General features: G+C 32.1%; 20 protein-coding genes. 4 read left to right on the forward strand and 16 right to left on the reverse strand.

Features of this window, described 5'->3' with window-relative positions:
* From pyrF to TA89_RS18270, 9 genes are all read right to left on the reverse strand, one after another.
* Window positions 1–833, reverse strand: an 833-nt coding sequence (pyrF, locus tag TA89_RS09435) for an orotidine-5'-phosphate decarboxylase (protein WP_040212860.1), incomplete at its 3' end; no start/stop codon positions are given.
* Window positions 834–835: 2 nt separating this feature from the next.
* Complete coding sequence (locus TA89_RS09440; protein ID WP_040212862.1) at window positions 836–2032, reverse strand: dihydroorotase; 1197 nt, start codon at window positions 2030–2032, stop codon at window positions 836–838.
* Window positions 2033–2127: 95 nt separating this feature from the next.
* Window positions 2128–2553, reverse strand: a complete 426-nt coding sequence (locus tag TA89_RS09445; RefSeq protein WP_040212863.1) for an aspartate carbamoyltransferase regulatory subunit — start codon at window positions 2551–2553, stop codon at window positions 2128–2130.
* The gene (gene pyrB, locus TA89_RS09450; RefSeq protein WP_040212865.1) at window positions 2553–3476 is read right to left on the reverse strand and encodes an aspartate carbamoyltransferase; all 924 of its coding nucleotides are present in this window, start codon (window positions 3474–3476) and stop codon (window positions 2553–2555) included. The genes TA89_RS09445 and pyrB overlap by 1 nt, the downstream gene beginning before the upstream one ends.
* A gap of 218 nt (window positions 3477–3694) precedes the next feature.
* Complete coding sequence (locus TA89_RS09455; protein WP_040212867.1) at window positions 3695–4576, reverse strand: ROK family protein; 882 nt, start codon at window positions 4574–4576, stop codon at window positions 3695–3697.
* A gap of 312 nt (window positions 4577–4888) precedes the next feature.
* Window positions 4889–5278: a DUF302 domain-containing protein gene (locus TA89_RS09460; RefSeq protein ID WP_040212868.1), complete on the reverse strand. Its 390-nt coding sequence runs from the start codon at window positions 5276–5278 to the stop codon at window positions 4889–4891.
* 373 nt (window positions 5279–5651) lie between these two features.
* A complete protein-coding gene (locus TA89_RS09465) occupies window positions 5652–6068 on the reverse strand; it encodes an NUDIX domain-containing protein (RefSeq protein ID WP_040212872.1) in 417 nt (138 codons plus the stop codon).
* Between the two features lie 211 nt (window positions 6069–6279).
* Window positions 6280–7212 (reverse strand): DUF2935 domain-containing protein, encoded by a 933-nt coding sequence (locus TA89_RS09470; RefSeq protein WP_040212873.1) that lies wholly within the window; start codon window positions 7210–7212, stop codon window positions 6280–6282.
* 551 nt (window positions 7213–7763) lie between these two features.
* Window positions 7764–7922, reverse strand: a complete 159-nt coding sequence (locus TA89_RS18270) for a hypothetical protein (protein ID WP_156120033.1) — start codon at window positions 7920–7922, stop codon at window positions 7764–7766.
* 171 nt (window positions 7923–8093) lie between these two features.
* Here TA89_RS18270 and TA89_RS09475 point away from each other — a divergent pair, with 171 nt between their 5' ends.
* Window positions 8094–8282: a hypothetical protein gene (locus TA89_RS09475; RefSeq protein WP_040212876.1), complete on the forward strand. Its 189-nt coding sequence runs from the start codon at window positions 8094–8096 to the stop codon at window positions 8280–8282.
* Between the two features lie 23 nt (window positions 8283–8305).
* On the opposite strand, the gene TA89_RS09480 is transcribed toward TA89_RS09475, so the two are convergent.
* The 5 genes from TA89_RS09480 to TA89_RS09500 all read right to left on the reverse strand — a co-directional run bounded on the left by TA89_RS09480 (window position 8306) and on the right by TA89_RS09500 (window position 12044).
* Window positions 8306–9064 carry an ABC transporter permease gene (locus TA89_RS09480; RefSeq protein ID WP_040212878.1) on the reverse strand — a complete coding sequence of 253 codons (759 nt, stop codon included), beginning with the start codon at window positions 9062–9064 and terminating at the stop codon, window positions 8306–8308.
* A gap of 1 nt (window position 9065) precedes the next feature.
* On the reverse strand, window positions 9066–10004 hold the full coding sequence (locus TA89_RS09485; protein WP_040212880.1) for an ABC transporter ATP-binding protein: 939 nt from the start codon (window positions 10002–10004) through the stop codon (window positions 9066–9068).
* Window positions 10005–10213: 209 nt separating this feature from the next.
* A complete protein-coding gene (locus tag TA89_RS09490; RefSeq protein WP_040212883.1) occupies window positions 10214–10822 on the reverse strand; it encodes an ABC-2 transporter permease in 609 nt (202 codons plus the stop codon).
* Window positions 10822–11667, reverse strand: a complete 846-nt coding sequence (locus TA89_RS09495) for an ABC transporter ATP-binding protein (RefSeq protein ID WP_040212885.1) — start codon at window positions 11665–11667, stop codon at window positions 10822–10824. Before TA89_RS09495 ends, TA89_RS09490 begins: the two co-directional genes overlap by 1 nt.
* Before the next feature lie 2 nt (window positions 11668–11669).
* Window positions 11670–12044, reverse strand: a complete 375-nt coding sequence (locus TA89_RS09500) for a GntR family transcriptional regulator (RefSeq protein WP_040212886.1) — start codon at window positions 12042–12044, stop codon at window positions 11670–11672.
* 255 nt (window positions 12045–12299) lie between these two features.
* Here TA89_RS09500 and TA89_RS09505 point away from each other — a divergent pair, with 255 nt between their 5' ends.
* A complete protein-coding gene (locus tag TA89_RS09505; protein WP_040212888.1) occupies window positions 12300–12686 on the forward strand; it encodes a hypothetical protein in 387 nt (128 codons plus the stop codon).
* Window positions 12687–12688: 2 nt separating this feature from the next.
* Window positions 12689–13561, forward strand: coding sequence for an SPL family radical SAM protein (locus TA89_RS09510; RefSeq protein ID WP_040212890.1), 873 nt, complete (start codon window positions 12689–12691; stop codon window positions 13559–13561).
* Window positions 13562–13662: 101 nt separating this feature from the next.
* Here the strand turns inward: TA89_RS09510 and TA89_RS09515 are convergent, their stop codons facing one another.
* On the reverse strand, window positions 13663–14322 hold the full coding sequence (locus tag TA89_RS09515; protein WP_040212891.1) for a VOC family protein: 660 nt from the start codon (window positions 14320–14322) through the stop codon (window positions 13663–13665).
* A 348-nt stretch (window positions 14323–14670) separates the two neighbouring features.
* Here TA89_RS09515 and TA89_RS09520 point away from each other — a divergent pair, with 348 nt between their 5' ends.
* A complete protein-coding gene (locus TA89_RS09520) occupies window positions 14671–16053 on the forward strand; it encodes an MATE family efflux transporter (RefSeq protein WP_040212893.1) in 1383 nt (460 codons plus the stop codon).
* 67 nt (window positions 16054–16120) lie between these two features.
* Here the strand turns inward: TA89_RS09520 and TA89_RS18595 are convergent.
* Window positions 16121–16574 (reverse strand): DUF5643 domain-containing protein (locus tag TA89_RS18595; protein ID WP_040212894.1); only part of this gene is annotated, 454 nt, incomplete at its 5' end.

Raw genomic sequence — 16574 nt, forward strand, 5'->3', positions numbered from 1 at the left:
ATCCTTACAGTTTCTTTTGCTGCATACTCATCAAACCTTAAAGCTCCGTCTTCATGATTTCTGTAGGCTAATAATATGCCTCTTGAGGAATTTACCACTCCTCCGTTTCCATCTTTAAGATAGAGAGCTACATCCTCAGCTTTTCCTCCCTGTGCTCCGTATCCGGGAATCAGGAAAAACATGCTGTGTAAATTTTTTCTAAGCTTTAATCCTTCATCTACATGGGTACATCCTACTACTCCACCTAAGGAGCTGTAGCCGCATTCTCCTAAAAAATTTCTTCCCATTTCATGTATTTTTTCTCCGGTGATTTCATAGACTCTTTTGCCATTTTTACCTTCAATATATTCAATATCCTCAGCTCCAGGGTTTGAAGTCCTTACCAGGGCAAAGAGTCCCTTGTTCCTATCTTTTACATAAGTAAGATATGGCTCTATGCTGTCTAGTCCCATGTAAGGATTCAAGGTTATAAAGTCGCTTTCAAAATCCCCTTCAAAATGAGCCTTAGCATACATTTCAGCGGTTTTTGCTATATCTCCTCTTTTAATATCCGCTATAATTATGCCGCCTTTTTTCCTTATATAATCTAAGGTTTTCTTATAAGCGTTCATTCCCCTTAACCCTAAGGCTTCATAGTAAGCAATCTGTACCTTATAGCAGGCAGCTAATGAAAAGGTAGCATCTATAATCCTTTCATTAAAGGCTGTAAGCGCCTCTTCTTCACAGGAATATTTATTAAAAAACTCCTTTGGAATATAACTTATGTCCGTATCTAATCCTACACAAACGTGTCCTTTTTCCTTCACACTTTGAAACAATTTATCTATTATCATTTTTACGCTTCGCCCTCCTGAAACACTATCTTACCTGCCTTTATAGTAGTAATAACTCTACCGCTTACCCACCTGTCATGGAAAGGAGTATTCTTCCCTTTAGAATGAAACTCTTCAGCATTTATCTTATATTCACTGTCCAAGTCTACAAGGACTAAATCCCCGTCAAATCCGATTTTAATCTGTCCTTTATTGAAACCAACTATTTCTGCAGGCCTTTTAGACATTATTTCTGAAAGCCTGCACAAATCTATATACCCTTTCTTAACAAGCTCTGTGTAGCATACTGAAAAAGAGGTTTCAATGCCGGATAATCCCGGAGCCCCTTTTTTCTTATCCTCTGGGGTATGAGGTGCATGATCCGTACCTATGGCATCCACATAACCTTCCTGTATGGCCTTTATTATATGGAGCCTGTCTTCTTCATTTCTTATAGGAGGATTCACTCTGTAATCTATATTATCTCTTGTAAGGGCTATATGATGCGGTGTAACCTCTAAAGTTACCTTATGTCCTTTTTTCTTTGCCTCTATACAGTAATCTATAGATTCCTTAGTGCTTACATGAGCTATATGTGCTCTGCATCCGGTATACTCTGCCAAGGTAACATTTCTCCAGGTCATCATATTTTCCGCAAGTCTCATATCCTCATTAGATAATGCATGATCTTCACAATGACACATCACGGTTATATCCTTTTTCTTTGCTTTAAACATAGCCTCCATCATCACCTTAACATCCATTACATCCTTTCCGTCTTCAGTGATTATCCTCACCTTAGGGGATAATCTGTCCAGGTGATTTATACTTTGTCCGTCAAAATCATGGGTTATAGAAGTGCACTGATGTATATCTATAAGTCCAACCTCTTTCCCTTTATTTAAAACATAGTCCACAGTTTCTATAGTGCTGCATACGGGATTTGTATTTGCCATTAAGTTAACCCCGGTATATCCCCCTCTTACTGCAGCCCTGCTTCCGGTATATATATCCTCCTTATAGGTGAAACCCGGATCTCTAAAGTGGCAGTGAGTATCTATAAAAGAAGGTATTAAAATTTTTCCTCTTCCGTCAATTATGCTGCACTGCTTTTTAAGATCTCTTCCTATTTCTGAAATGATACCATTTTCTATATAAACATCTCCCACAAAATCCTGTGAGAAATCCACAACTCTTGCAGCTTTTATCAATAAATCCATTTTAGTTGGCACCTCCGTAATATTCTATTATCCGGTGTAAAGCTTATTTTTCCGCGAAAATAAAGCCATATATGATTCAGCTTTTAACTATATTTCTATTTAGCTGTGTAAGCATTATCGCAGTACTCGCATCTATATTCTCCTGTACACTGGTCTGACAGATAAAACACATGAGGCAGATGTGCCTCTTGGGATGTAACACACCTTGGATTTTTGCATTTAATAATATCTGTCACCTTTTCCGGAAGGTTTAACTTAGTCTTTCTTGTTATCACTTCATTCTCTACAATATCTATGGTTATGTTGGGGTCTATGAATCCCAACACTGTATAATCAATGTCTAAAGAATTTTCTATTTTTATGATATCTTTTTTCTCAAGCTTGCTGCTTTCCACATTCATAAGCAGCGCAACCCTGAAATCCACAGAATCAAGCCCCAGATAATTAAATATCTTAATACCGAGACCTGCCTTTATATGATCTATTACTATACCGTTTTTAATACTGTTTATACTAAGCATTATCTCACCCCCAAAAGTTTAGCTATTAAAGCCATTCTCACGTACATTCCGTACTTAGCCTGTGTAAAGTAAAAGGCTCTTTCATCCTTATCAACTTCATAAGCTATTTCATTAACTCTTGGGAGAGGATGTAAAACCATCATATCCTTCTTTGCCTGCTTCATTTTTTCTCCATTTAATATGAAGCTGTCCTTTAATCTTATATAGTCCTCTTCATTAAAGAACCTTTCTCTCTGAACCCTTGTCATATAAAGGATATCCAGCTCTCCAACAGCATCCTCTATTTTTTCCACTTCTTTATAAGGAATATGATTTTTTTCCAATACTTCTTTTATTATATAATCCGGTGCTTTTAATTCTTTAGGAGATATGAGAATAAACTTGTTATTTTCATATCTTGACATAGCCTTAATCAAGGAATGTACCGTTCTTCCGAACTTTAAATCCCCGCATAAGCCTATGGTTAGATTTGAAAGATTTCCTCTTAAGGAACGTATGGTTAATAGATCTGTTAAGGTCTGGGTAGGGTGTTGATGTCCTCCGTCACCAGCATTGATAACAGGAATTGGAGAGTATATAGAAGCTACCTTTGGTGCTCCTTCCTTTGGATGCCTCATTACAGCTATATCTGTATAGCAGCCAACAGTTCTTATAGTATCTGCTATGCTTTCACCCTTAGCGGTGGAGCTTGAGTTAGGTTCTGAAAAGCCTATAACCTTTCCCCCCAATCTCAGCATAGCTGCTTCAAAGCTGAATCTCGTTCTTGTGCTTGGTTCGTAGAAAAGTGTGGCAAGAAGCTTACCCCTGCAAACTTCAGAAAATGCTTCAGGGTTTTCTATTATTTCATCTGCCAGTTTAAAGATTTCGTCAAATTCCTCTACTGTAAAATCCATTGGGTCGATAAGATGTCTTCCTTTTAACATAATAATTCCTCCTTCTTAGTATCTCTGTACTAAACTTAAAGGTGCTGATTTTATTGCATAAAAAATGCCTTCCCTAAGGGAAGGCATAGTTATCCTGCGTAAATAATAAGATAAAATGCTTAATTCTGCTTCCCTTTCTGGTTTCTCTGAACCGGATTAAAGGTATTTTTTCTATAATAGCATAATAAATTTCTCATTGTCAATATAAAAACTAATCTCTATTTATTTAAAAGAGCTTTTTTTGCAAGAGCTAATCCTCCTGAGATTCCCGCATTATCTCCAAGTCCAGGAAGGACTATATAACCTTCAATACCATCTTTAACATTGTCATGAGCCACGTAATCTGCCAGCAGTTCCTTTACTTTAAATTGAATCTTTTTAAGCAGATGCTCCTGCTTCATTACACCTCCGCCTAAAATTATCTTTTCCGGTGATAATATCAGAATATAATTCACAAGGGCCTGAGCCAGATAATAAGCGTAAAATTCCCAAACCTCGTCCTCTTCCTTAAGCTCCATTACATCTTTACCCTTTATCCTTTTTATCAAAGCCGGTCCGGAAACCATTCCCTCTAAGCAATCCTTATGCCATGGACATATCCCTTGAAAATCATCATCACTATGACGTCTTAGAAGGATATGCCCCATTTCAGGATGAAGCATTCCATGGACCAAGTTCCCATCCACCATAGCTCCTCCACCTACTCCGGTGCCTATGGTAAGATAAAGGCAGTTTTTCAATCCTTTTGCCGCTCCCCACACAGCCTCACCCATACAAGCTGCATTTACATCGGTATCCAGCACTACAGGAAGCTGAAAATTATCTTTAAAAGCTCCCAGCACATCATAATTTCTCCAGGCTTCTTTTGGGGTAGTGGTTATATATCCATAGGTTTCAGATTTTTCGTTTAAATCCAATGGACCAAAAAATCCAAGTCCAATGGCTTCTACCTCCCTCTCTTTAAAAAACTCAAACACCTTGCTTAAGGTTTCTTCCGGAGTGGTGGTGTCTATTCTAATCCTTTCCAAAACCTCACCATTTTCATTACCCACAGCACATACAAATTTTGTTCCTCCAGCTTCCACTGCTCCTAATAACATAACTTAACCTCCTGAACGAATAATTATATATTTATAAATTATAATTACTTATGACTGTTACTCATTAATCTGTCAAAAATTATAGTCAATTTTTACCTGCTTTTATAGGTTATAATAACAGGTAATTTCATTTTTTTCAATTATTATAAACTTATTAATGATTATACCTTAAAATTCATTTATAAAAATATACTTTCAAAAGGAAGAGCATCAAAAAATCTGCCCAGTACTTGAAGTGAACCCCTTTCATTAGACGGTTTTTGCCTAACAAAAGGGGTTCACTTCACTGCAGACGGACTTTAAGTATTTTATTTATTTAGCATTATCAATAGCTGAGGCTATGGTTTTTTGTACTTCCTTTGCTGTTTCATTTAAATCTTCATAGCCAAGAAGTCCAATGAGCTTTTCAGGGCTCAACATTCCTATTTTTACAGAATTGCTATCTTCATAAACCACTACTTTGCAGGGAAGGAAATATCCCACATCAAGGTGTTTTTCTAAAACTTCCTTTGCCTTATGAGGATTACAAACTTCCAGTACCATGAAGTTTTTATTAAAGTCCACTCCTTTTTCCTGCAGCTTGTCTTTAAAATTAACCTGCCAAAGCACACCGAATTTTTGGTCCTTCAGGCTTTTAATAACGCTCTCTACTGCTTCTTCGAAGGATTTTTCTGTAGTAACTTCGTATTTTATATTTTCCATGAAACTCAGCTCCTTAAACAATTATATATATGATATTTATTAATAACTTACATAGATTTTATCCCCTAAACACTGCCTTTTCAACAGCTCTTCAACCATTGTTATAATTTGTTTATAATTATTTTCTTATAATAATTCATATATAATGACTGCATAAAATGCAGTATTACTAATGTCTTCATTTTGGCTCAGTAATTTTTATAGTTAGATATAAAAAATATATATAATTTATTAATAACCATATTTTTATCCAATTTATGGATACCCCTATATAACTGTAATTTTTAGAAGCATAAAAAATTAATTTACTGTTTATTAACAATATAATTATAGAAACAGAAATACTCTTTATGTAATATCCATAGTATATACTTTACAGAGAGCTTTCCATTATACTCTTCATATCCCAATTTTTCATACGTTCTTTAAATGGAAAAGTCATTCTGCTAACACTTTCCTCATTTAACTCCAGCCATTCATAGTTGTTATGTTCATAGGAAAGCATAAATCTTCCCTGCTTAATCTTGCAGAGGTATATAATTCCGGTTATCTGATGTTTTTCTTTGATAAAATTCCAAGTATCAATAAGCTTTATGGGCTCTACAGAAAAATTGGTTTCTTCTAAAACCTTTTTCACTACCGTCTGCTCTGCTGTTTCTCCAAACTCCAGCCTTCCCCCAGGCAATTCATTAAGAGTGCTTATTTCTGTACTTCTGTGCAGAGCTAAAAATTTCCCCTCCTTAACAATTAATGCTTTTACTGAAAACTCAATTTTTTCATTATTTATCATTTCTTTCTCCTTATGAATATATTTAACCTGTCCAGTTACACCTATGATAAATATTTTACCATATAATTCAATAATCGTTTAACTATCTAATATTTTTCATAAAAACCACTTATTAATATGTTTTTCTTAATAATTTATACACAAAAAAATGTCATGAATCCGTTAAAACAAGCTCATGACATTTTAATTAATTGGCACTAAGCCAAAACTTTTATTTATTAATCACATTCTCAAATATATTTAATAATCTTAGAAAGTGATTTGCCTCTCTCAAAGTATGATCTCCTAATAAAGGTATTATTATAGATTTTATTTTGCAATCTATTAGACCTTTAGTTCCTTGCTCTTTAAATTTTTTAATATCCTTCACCGCTTTTAAGCTGTCTTCTGTAACCTTTGAAATCGAAACACTCTTATCCATGGCCTCTTTTGCCTCTTTTGTTAGTTCATCAAATTCCTTACCAAAATTATTTGCTGTATTTATGAGCTCATTTTCAGTAGGATCAAGTAACCCACGGATAAACTTTGAATGCTCTGCCATAATTCTATTCCAGAAAATTTCTTGTTCGTTTGCTTCCTTTGCAAGATTAACTTTTTCTCTATTTTGAATTTTTTGTATGGTATTATAATATAATTTTGCCTCTCTTAGAATATGATCAATGAGCAGTGGATAATTAGCTGTAAACATCTTACAAGATATAACATCGGATAATATTGTACTTTTAAGATTAGCCAAGGCTTTAGTCAGTGTCATTCCTCTTTCATTGAGTATACATACCCGTTCTTCTAAAACAGAATTATATACAGGCATATCATTTCCCTTTAAACCAAGTTCTGATTCAGTTAATTCTATTGGTATTGTTATGCCGGTGAAATACGAAGAAGCCATTTCAGCTTTTAATGTATACGGTGTTACAGCTTCTCCGGATTTTAATACATCAGGACTAATAACTCCATTAGAAATGGATATAACATCTGCTAAAAACATGTCAAACTCTCTTCTGATATAATCACATTGCCTTATAAAATTTATGTTTTTAGGAGTAAATCCTATTTCTAAGAAAAAGGAATGTTCTTTCATAATCCTTGCAAAAAACAGATGTAATTCCAGTGATTGTTGTATAAATTCAATATTGGTCAGCACTATTGCCCCTCTTAATATAATTATTCATCATAAGAATTATATTAAGGAAACTTTAAAAATATGTGATTAATGAATTAATTTTTCCTGTATTACTAATTTCATAACCAGCTCATCTTCGTCCATATCCCCTGTAGCTATAAAACCTAATTTTTCATAAATATTAATTGCAGCAGCATTATTTATATTATAAATTAATATAACATCCTTTGATGCTCCGAAAGTTTTTGTTTTTATATAATCAATTCATAATTCTATCGCTGCAGTTCCGTATCCCTTACCTTGATATTTTTCATCAATCCTCTTTAAAAATAACTCTTTCTTCACAAAATTCCTCCATTATTTTTGGGAAACTATTTTTAAATCCCCTATTATTTAAATAGTGATTTTTAAATATATTATCTGTCATAATGACCAGCTCCTTTTATATTTACAATCTTTTACTTACTATATTTTCCAAAAATAATTATACCATAATTTATAAGAACACATCCTATTTAATAAATTATAAAAGCCTCAGCTTCCTCAATATAAGAAGCCAAGGCTTTTAAATATTATCCTTGCTTTTCCCAGGCGATTAAAACCATATCCTTGCCGGTTTCCGTTTTAAATTTCTCTTCTAAATCCTTTAATTTCTTATTATCATTTTCATTTATGTTTGCTAGTTTAAAGTTTCCCTTATTTTCACTTCCACATCCGCATCCGCATGGCATAGTTCATACCTCCTTTATATAATTATCTTATCCTTTTATATAAAAGTTATGTGTGAATACCAATGAATTCTCACTATATAAGCAATATATAATATTTTTATTAATGGAATTTTAATGTAAATTTTTATTAATGATTAATAATTTAAACATAATAAAGTGAGGAGGAGTATCGTGAGTAATAGCATCTCGGAGGTTTTTATTAGATTTATCGGACAACTATTAATACTTTTTATCCTTCCTAAGATAAGCAGTTTTTTCTCCATAAGCGCACTTCAAGCATTTGCAATCTCCTTCGGAATTTCCTTATTAGATCTAATTGTATTTCTTATAAAAAAATCACTAAAAAAGGACAAAGCTTAAGCTTGTACCGAAAAATATGACAGTTATGCCTTATTAAACAGCCTAATAGATAATATAGAGGAAATAATCAAAATAGCTATTATTCCTATGACTTTAAATATTAAAAACTCTGTGGGCATACCTATATAAATATATCTTCCTATATCCGTAAGCCAGGATAAAGGGTTTATATATGCAGGGATTCTTAGAAGGTAGGGCATTTTATTTATAGGATAATAAATAGAGCTTGTAAAAATAATAGGCGTCATAATTAAAAAGTACATGGTGTTAAAGGCGTCTTGCGTTTTTAGCTTAATTGCCATAATCATCATGGAGAAAAACCATGTGCTGCTGCCTATTACGGACAGAAGCAACAGTAAGATGCTCTTATAAAAATTTAATCCACTAAATCCTGTTATTATCTGAACAAAAGACATCATTATAATGGATTGGATTAGGGATAATAAAAGATTAAAAGCCAGCTTTCCAAGTAAAATATCACTTCTTTTAACAGGATAGGACAGAAACTCTTCGTAAAGACCTATGTATTTATCTAAAAACATTTTTGTTGCAGCTACTAAAGCATTGGATATAAGGCTTATGTTTATAGCTCCTATAACAAAAAAATTAATATATGATATATTTTTTTCAGTATAGCTAGTCATAGTTCCCATAGTATTTCCTAAAGTTAATCCAAAGATCAATAATATAAAAATCGGATTTGCAATATTTTCAACAAAGATTCTTGGAGAGGATATTCGTATTTTATATTCTCTGTAAAAGGAAGCAGTTATACCCTTCATTTTACTTTCCTCCTACTATTTCTATAAATATTTCTTCCAGGGTTGGTGCTTTAGTATTTATACTCTCTGGTCTTAGTTTATCAATAAGCTCATATATCAACACCTTGTCCAACTCATTTTCCAAGGATAAGTCAAATAATATTCCATCTTCGTATTTATCAGGATTTCCTCTTCCTCTTATACTGCATATGAATTTAGCTTCATTGAAAATTTGATCCTTTATGTCATTGAATTTAAATGCTATCCGCTTTTTATGATTAAATTTATTTTTCAGCCCTGTAAGATTATCCGCTACTGCCATGCTTCCTTTGTTTAAAATCATCACTTTGCTGCATAATTCCTCCGCTTCCGCTATTACCTGTGTTGTAAAGATTATAGTTTTTCCTTCAAGAGATTTTTTCCTTAGTAATTGAATAACATTATTCTTTGCATTAGGATCAAGTCCTACAGTAGGTTCATCCAGCATCATAACCGGTGTATCTACTAAAAAGTTCTTTGCAAGCTGAAGCCTTTTCTTATAGCCTCCACTTAATTCTGCCGCTCTTTTTCTTTTATATTCAGATAGCTCAAATATTTCTATCACTTCATCTATCCTTTGTGTTAAAAGCTTTTTGTTCAGTCCAAAGAATTTTCCATATATCTTCAAATTATCTTCTACCGTAAGCCATAATTCTAAGCTGCTGCTTTGCATGGTTACAGTAAACTTTTCTCTGTATTTTGAAGAGTCATCAATGGAGCAGCCATCCATTACAATTCTTCCTTTATCCCGGGTTAAAACCGTAGAAAGAACCTTTATCAACGTGGATTTTCCTGCTCCGTTTGGACCTAAAACTCCTAAAATTTCTCCCTCAGTAGACTGAAATCTAATATCCTTCAAGGCTTCACTTTTATCCCTGGAAGATATGTAGGTCTTACTTAAGTTCTCTACTTCAATCATCATACAATAATACCTCTCAGCATAAAGTTCATTTTAAATAATATTCTCTCGAAAAACTATTCTTGTTTGATTTGTAATTAAAAGTGATATAATAATACCATAAATATGAAATACTGTAAAAAATAATATAAACTTAAAAAAGGAACAACAAAGTTATATATCTGTTGTTCCTTTAATCTGTTTAAATTAAAATTTCAAGGCAATAGTCCCTGTTATAGTTCTTTTTTTGTGTATATCCTTAATGAAATGATCATTGAAACTAATAAAATCAAAATAATAATTACCGGTGAAAAATAAGCAGCTATTTTTATAGTTTCGGCGCTTGGTACAGGAAGATTTAGCTTAGATGCAAGCATTATTAATATAGTAGGTAAGAACAAAGTAAGCATCATAGCCATTCTCCCCTTTTCAACGCCAAACTTAAAGATAACCGGAAGCAAAACAGATAAAAATATTATGCTTAAACCAAAAAATATCAATGAAATAAAAAAGCTGTTTCCTTCTTTTACAGGTAAAAATAGATTAAACACTGTCATAATCAGCAATCCTATGCTTATACCTATTAAGCCAATAATGTATTTACTTAATATTATATCTCTTCTTGTGATAGGCATAGATAATGCATACTTATCCCATTTTGCCATTTCATCATAAGATAAAGTATTAACGGGAATCATAGCACAATATATACACAGAATTCCTCCTAAAAAGGAAGTGTCACCGCTGAATATGGAGGTAAAAGCAAAAAATATGATAAACACAGCATATAGTTTTAACTGTTTTTTAATAGTCATAAAATCCTTTAATATTAAGCCTTTCATTATTGTCCCTCCTTTATGTGATACAGCATAATATCCTCAATGGAAGCACGTTCAATAAGCAGGTCAGGTCTTACTTTATTTTTTAAAACTAAAGCTTCCACTCCAAAACTGTTTTGTCTAAAACCTTTAACAATAGATTTATCAACAGATTCAAACTCAGCCTTAGAAGATTTTAATATTCCATACTTTTCAAGCAGATCATCTTTGCTCTCACTGAATAAAATTCTCCCTTTATGGATAAAGGTAATATAATCACATATCTTTTCAAGATCGCTTATTATATGCGAGGAAATAAATATAGAATGCTCCTCATCCTGAATAAAGTCCATAAACACATCTAATATTTCATCTCTTATCACCGGATCAAGACCACTGGTAGCCTCATCTAATATCAGTATTTTAGTGTCATGGGAAAGGCTCACAGCTATAGAAAGCTTCATTTTCATTCCTCTTGAATAATCCTTAAGGTTTTTCTTATGAGAAAGAGAAAATTTTTCCGCATATTTATAAAAGGTCTTTTCATTCCAGGTTTTATATATACTCTTCATAACTTTATTTATTTCCTTTAAATTAAGGTTTTCAGGAAAACAGCATTCATCCAGTACAACCCCAATGTTTTCCTTTACCCTTTTATCTGCATTTTTTAAATCCTGCCCAAGAACCATAGCTTCGCCACTGTCTCTGTGTATCATATCTAAAACCAGCTTAATAGTGGTGCTTTTTCCAGCACCATTTTCACCTATAAATCCCATAATGCATCCGGAAGGCAGAGTAATATTAATATTATCCAAAGTAAATTCATCGAAATTTTTAGTTAAATTTCTTATTTCTAATGCATTTGTCATTTTTATTCCCCCTTATAAATAAGCTCCAGCATCTGAGTTAAATCCTCAAAGTTTAGCCCGCATATCTCAGCTGCTTCAACTATTTTCTGCATATGCTCCTCTATATTTTTCAGCTGCTCTTCCTTAATAAAATCTATGTTCTTGCTGGCAACAAAGCTTCCTTTACCTGTAATGGAAACTATAAAGCCATCACGCTCCAATTCTTCATAGGCACGCTTTGTGGTTATAACGCTGATTCGAAGCTCCTTTGCAAGAAGTCTCATGGAAGGAAGGGCATCCCCCTCATTTAACTCTCCTGAAATTATCATATTTTTAATTTGTGAACTTATTTGATCGTAAATGGGCTGTCCGCTTGAATTGCTTATAATTATATTCACATTCATCACCTTTTATAAAATATTGTATATATACAGTATATACAATATAGACACATTGTCAAGAGGATTTGATACTAGTTTTTATGTAATTATGTCCTCTTATCCTTGATTTCAACTAGTTGCCTTAAAAATTTTATATACAAATAAAATTTTTAAGGATATAGATTAAGAAGTTCTTATTTAGAAAATTCTCATTATATGAGATAATAAAAAACAACACATTTATATAATAAATAATGGAGTAGGAGCATAAAAATGAAAAAAATCATTTCTATTATTGTAGCCCTCTTAATATTTATATCATTCCTACTGTTTAACTCAGAAAAGACATTGGCTACAGTTAGCTCTCCTGATTCATCCTTTAAAATAATGTTAAAATACAAAGAACCTCTATTAAAAGGACCCTTTAAAGTAAGTATCTATTATAAAAGGAAAAATTCCATTTTAAAAAACTATTTAGTTGAAACTATGATGTTTCATGACGGCTCAAGTTTAAGCAAGAATAATTACAGTTTAAAATGGAAGGGTAACACCGCTGAATTAACTCTTATAGGGGATACAAAGCCCTATGAAATAATTTTAATTAATATTGAAGAGAGAGATAAAGTTAAGAGGAAGGTTGAATTGCCTGAAAGGAAATAAAAATGCACTATACTAAATCAAAAGGGATTTTATCTGCTAAAAATGGCATGAATTTATACCGAGGCTGCACTCATGGATGCATTTATTGCGACTCAAGAAGCATCTGCTACCAGATGATACATGATTTTGAAGATATAGAAGTGAAAGAAAATGCCATTGAATTACTTGAAAATACTCTTAGGCGCAAAAGAAAAAAAAGTATGATAGGTACCGGGTCTATGACAGACCCTTATATTCCCCTTGAGTTAAAAATGGAAAATGTGAGAAAATCATTATCCTTGATATATGAGTATGGTTTTGGCTTTACTGTTATAACAAAATCAAACCGTATTTTAAGGGATTTAGACCTGTTGAAAAAGATAAATGAAAAAACTAAATGCGTAGTTCAAATGACCTTGACTACCTATGACGAAGGCCTATGCAAAAAACTTGAACCGAATGTGAGCTCTACTAAAGAGCGTTTTGAAGTGCTAAAAAAAATGCGAGATGCCGGTATACCAACTGTTGTCTGGCTCTGCCCTATCCTTCCCTTTATCAATGATACGGAAGATAATATCTCTGGTATTTTAGATTATTGCATAGAAGCCCAGGTTTATGGCGTGATTTGTTTCGGAATGGGGCTGACACTCCGAGACGGAAACAGAGAATACTTTTATCAAAATTTAGATAACCTATTTCCTGGAATGAAGGAAAAATATGTGAAGACTTATGGCAATCAATATATGCTAAGCAGCCCTAATAATAAGAGTTTAATGAAATTGTTCAATGAAAAATGTACTCAACATGGAATTGTGCACGACAATAAGCAAATATTTGAATATCTGTATACCTTTAATGAAAAGAAGTTTGAGGAACAGTTAAGTTTATTTGATTAACATTAAAAATAGGGAGCAGATTATTCCGTTCCCTGTTTTTATTTATGTATTATCTAATATAAAAAGCTCAAATATTTAAGTTCATACCTAGCAATAAGAGTTTATTTACTATGATTATGAAACTCCAGAGTTCCTTTATTAGTTTTTATAATCACAGGAGCCTCAACCCCTTTTTTATCAGAGAATATCCATCTTCTGCCCAGGGGTGCCAAGATGATATATACTCCATCTTCATATTCACCCATAAAATTTAAATACTTATCATAATTAATAGGTTCATTATTTCTTGGCAAAATCCCCATATCTATGAGCCTTTCAGCCTCTCTCTTCATGTCCTTTACTGTAACCCCTATTTCGCTCACTCCTAATACATTTTCAGGAGAAAAACCGGATTCTGAAGCATTAGGAGAGGTTTCTCTGGCGATGAATTCCACAATGTTTCCCGCAGGATCTTCAAAGTAAAAGGCCATAGCTCCTGCATCTTCAAACTCAGCTTCATCCTCATCCGCTTCCTTTGATAAAACTGTTCTAGCCTGTACCCAGTTTTTTGCCTCTTTAAAAGTATCAGTATTAATATTGAAGGCAAAATGATAGAAATGATTATACTCTTCATCTTTATGAAGGGTAAAGGTACTTTCACCGGTTTGAAAGGAAGCAGTGCCGTTTGTTAGCGATAAAATTTCAAACTGCATTACATCTTTATAAAAAGCTACTGTTTCTTCAAAGTTTGATATGAATATTTCAAGTTGTTCAATTTTCATTTATAGCTTCCTCCATTTTATCGTTATATTACTGTTTTACTTCTAAGACAATCTCATCTATGTATGGAGATTTAGAGAGTTAAACTATTCTGATGTAGGTACTTATAAAAAAACAGTTATACAGAATAGAAGATATATATTGACCTTATAAAAATATTATATATTACAAAAGGGAATTAAAATCAATTATTCAAACATAGGTATGTATAATAGTAATAATGTGAATTTATAAGTATGTAATAGTTACAATCACAGTATCATTTACAAATATATAAATTTTATTATAACATATATATAAATAAAATCTCACTCTTTAATAAAGTCAGACCTTTTAGGAGAACTGAGAAAATGAATATTAATGAAAATCTCAAGGAATTTCGTCAGTTAAGCATTATAGCCATACCATTGCTAGTTCAGCAAATTGGTTCAATGCTTATATCTATCGGAGATCAGGCACATATTGGGAGAATTAGTATTGAGGCTTTCAATGGAATTGGAATAGTATCCTCAATGTTGTCTATACTAATTGGGATTGTTGGATACGCTGGAATAGTTTTTAATATAAAAGGTACTAAAGCAAAGGCCGAGGGTAATGACAATGAATATTACAGTCAATTCATAGAAGGATTTATTTTATCATTGTTTATTTCCTTTCCATTAGTCTTAATATTTTTTATATCTGGTAAAGATATATTAAGATTAATTTATGGAATCAGTGGACTAACTTTAGATGAAGCATGGACTTATCTGAGGATTATGGTTATATCTATACCAGTACAACTTTTGATGTTTACTTATGGAGCTATTTTTAAGATAGAAAAAAAGACTACAAAGATTATGTATTCTTCCATACTTTGTGCAACATTGAATGTAGCGTTAGATTATCTATTGATTTTCGGAAAATTTGGATTTCCTAAATTAGACACCTTAGGAGCTGCAATAGGTAGTGCTATTTCTATATGTACCAATTTAATGATCTATGTAATTTTATCCAGAGGCTACATAAAATACGATTTTACAAAACCTGAATTAATAATAAAAGGCATGCTCTATAATTTACGTACTATGATACCTTTTATGGGTCAAGAGATTCTGGAAGGAAGTATCTTTGGAATACTAGTAACTGCTATACTTTCTAGAATGGGTCCATTGATTTTAGGAACATATAATATATTAATGCAATTGGTTGGAATATCAACTATGGCCATGTATATGTATGGAACAGCATTGTTAACATGTTTAAGTGAAGCAATGGGTAAGAAGTCATTAAAATCCTTAAGATCTTTACCAATCAATTCTATAATATTGTCAGAAATATTTTATATAATTATATTTTTAATTTTTGTATTTAATAGATCAAAAGTAGGCTACATATATACTACTAATATAGAACTAATAAGATCAGTTAAGTATACTATATTTTGGACTTTTATTGCATATCTACTAAATGCATTTGAAACTATTTACCGATATGCACTTCAGACTATTGGAAAAGCTAGTAAAGTTCTTTATACTTCTTTTTTCGTGAATATAATATCTATTTTATTAATATACCTCTTTTCATCCTTGATAAACATGGGAATATATAGTGTTTTATTAGTTAATTTTTTAAAATCAATTTTGCTTATTATAATGTATGGTAAATCATATAATAAGCACATACTAAATAATCAATTTAACTCATTAGATGTAGAAAAGCTACACACTGTCACCAAAAATGAGAATGTGTAGCCTTTATAAAACTTTTGATTTCAAAAACTAAAAAAAGTTAATGTAAAAGTAAAAACCAATCTACAAGTTATTTATTTAAATTTAATTCTATTTCATTAGCTTTAGTTGAATCCCCATTCTTATACTGAACTAAAATCTTATTAGGTATTTCAATCATAGGTTCAAACTTATACAGCGCTGTACCTTTATATCCCAATACACCATTATGAGCATTTAAACTTGAGCCTCTAGGGGCAATAACATTACCATTTTCATCTTTAAACACTAAATTACTATATTCAAATTCATTATTTGCTTTTATGCAAATAGCTGTTGAGATTGGAGAAAAACTTACTTTTTCAAAGGTTAGTGTTACTTCTTCACCGCTGGTATTTCGTATTTTCAGTTCTTTATTAGGACTATAATTCTTAGTGTCTTTAGAAATTTTTTCTTTAGATACATGGAAACTGAACTTCCAATCTCCCTTAGTATCATTTATTTGTTTAAAATCAATTTCTATATCAAGGTTTTTTGGTATATCC

It is taken from the genome of Clostridium polynesiense, assembly GCF_000820705.1.
GTDB lineage: Bacteria > Bacillota > Clostridia > Clostridiales > Clostridiaceae > Clostridium_AA > Clostridium_AA polynesiense.

Coding starts and splice junctions, on each gene's coding strand:
- TA89_RS09440 (WP_040212862.1), bottom strand. CDS start 2,032: ATGGATTTATTGATAAAAGCTGCAAGAGTTGTGGATTTCTCACAGGAT.
- TA89_RS09445 (WP_040212863.1), bottom strand. CDS start 2,553: ATGCTTAGTATAAACAGTATTAAAAACGGTATAGTAATAGATCATATA.
- pyrB (WP_040212865.1), bottom strand. CDS start 3,476: ATGTTAAAAGGAAGACATCTTATCGACCCAATGGATTTTACAGTAGAG.
- TA89_RS09455 (WP_040212867.1), bottom strand. CDS start 4,576: ATGTTATTAGGAGCAGTGGAAGCTGGAGGAACAAAATTTGTATGTGCT.
- TA89_RS09460 (WP_040212868.1), bottom strand. CDS start 5,278: ATGGAAAATATAAAATACGAAGTTACTACAGAAAAATCCTTCGAAGAA.
- TA89_RS09465 (WP_040212872.1), bottom strand. CDS start 6,068: ATGATAAATAATGAAAAAATTGAGTTTTCAGTAAAAGCATTAATTGTT.
- TA89_RS18270 (WP_156120033.1), bottom strand. CDS start 7,922: ATGCCATGCGGATGCGGATGTGGAAGTGAAAATAAGGGAAACTTTAAA.
- TA89_RS09480 (WP_040212878.1), bottom strand. CDS start 9,064: ATGAAGGGTATAACTGCTTCCTTTTACAGAGAATATAAAATACGAATA.
- TA89_RS09485 (WP_040212880.1), bottom strand. CDS start 10,004: ATGATGATTGAAGTAGAGAACTTAAGTAAGACCTACATATCTTCCAGG.
- TA89_RS09490 (WP_040212883.1), bottom strand. CDS start 10,822: ATGAAAGGCTTAATATTAAAGGATTTTATGACTATTAAAAAACAGTTA.
- TA89_RS09495 (WP_040212885.1), bottom strand. CDS start 11,667: ATGACAAATGCATTAGAAATAAGAAATTTAACTAAAAATTTCGATGAA.
- TA89_RS09505 (WP_040212888.1), top strand. CDS start 12,300: ATGAAAAAAATCATTTCTATTATTGTAGCCCTCTTAATATTTATATCA.
- TA89_RS09510 (WP_040212890.1), top strand. CDS start 12,689: ATGCACTATACTAAATCAAAAGGGATTTTATCTGCTAAAAATGGCATG.
- TA89_RS09515 (WP_040212891.1), bottom strand. CDS start 14,322: ATGAAAATTGAACAACTTGAAATATTCATATCAAACTTTGAAGAAACA.
- TA89_RS09520 (WP_040212893.1), top strand. CDS start 14,671: ATGAATATTAATGAAAATCTCAAGGAATTTCGTCAGTTAAGCATTATA.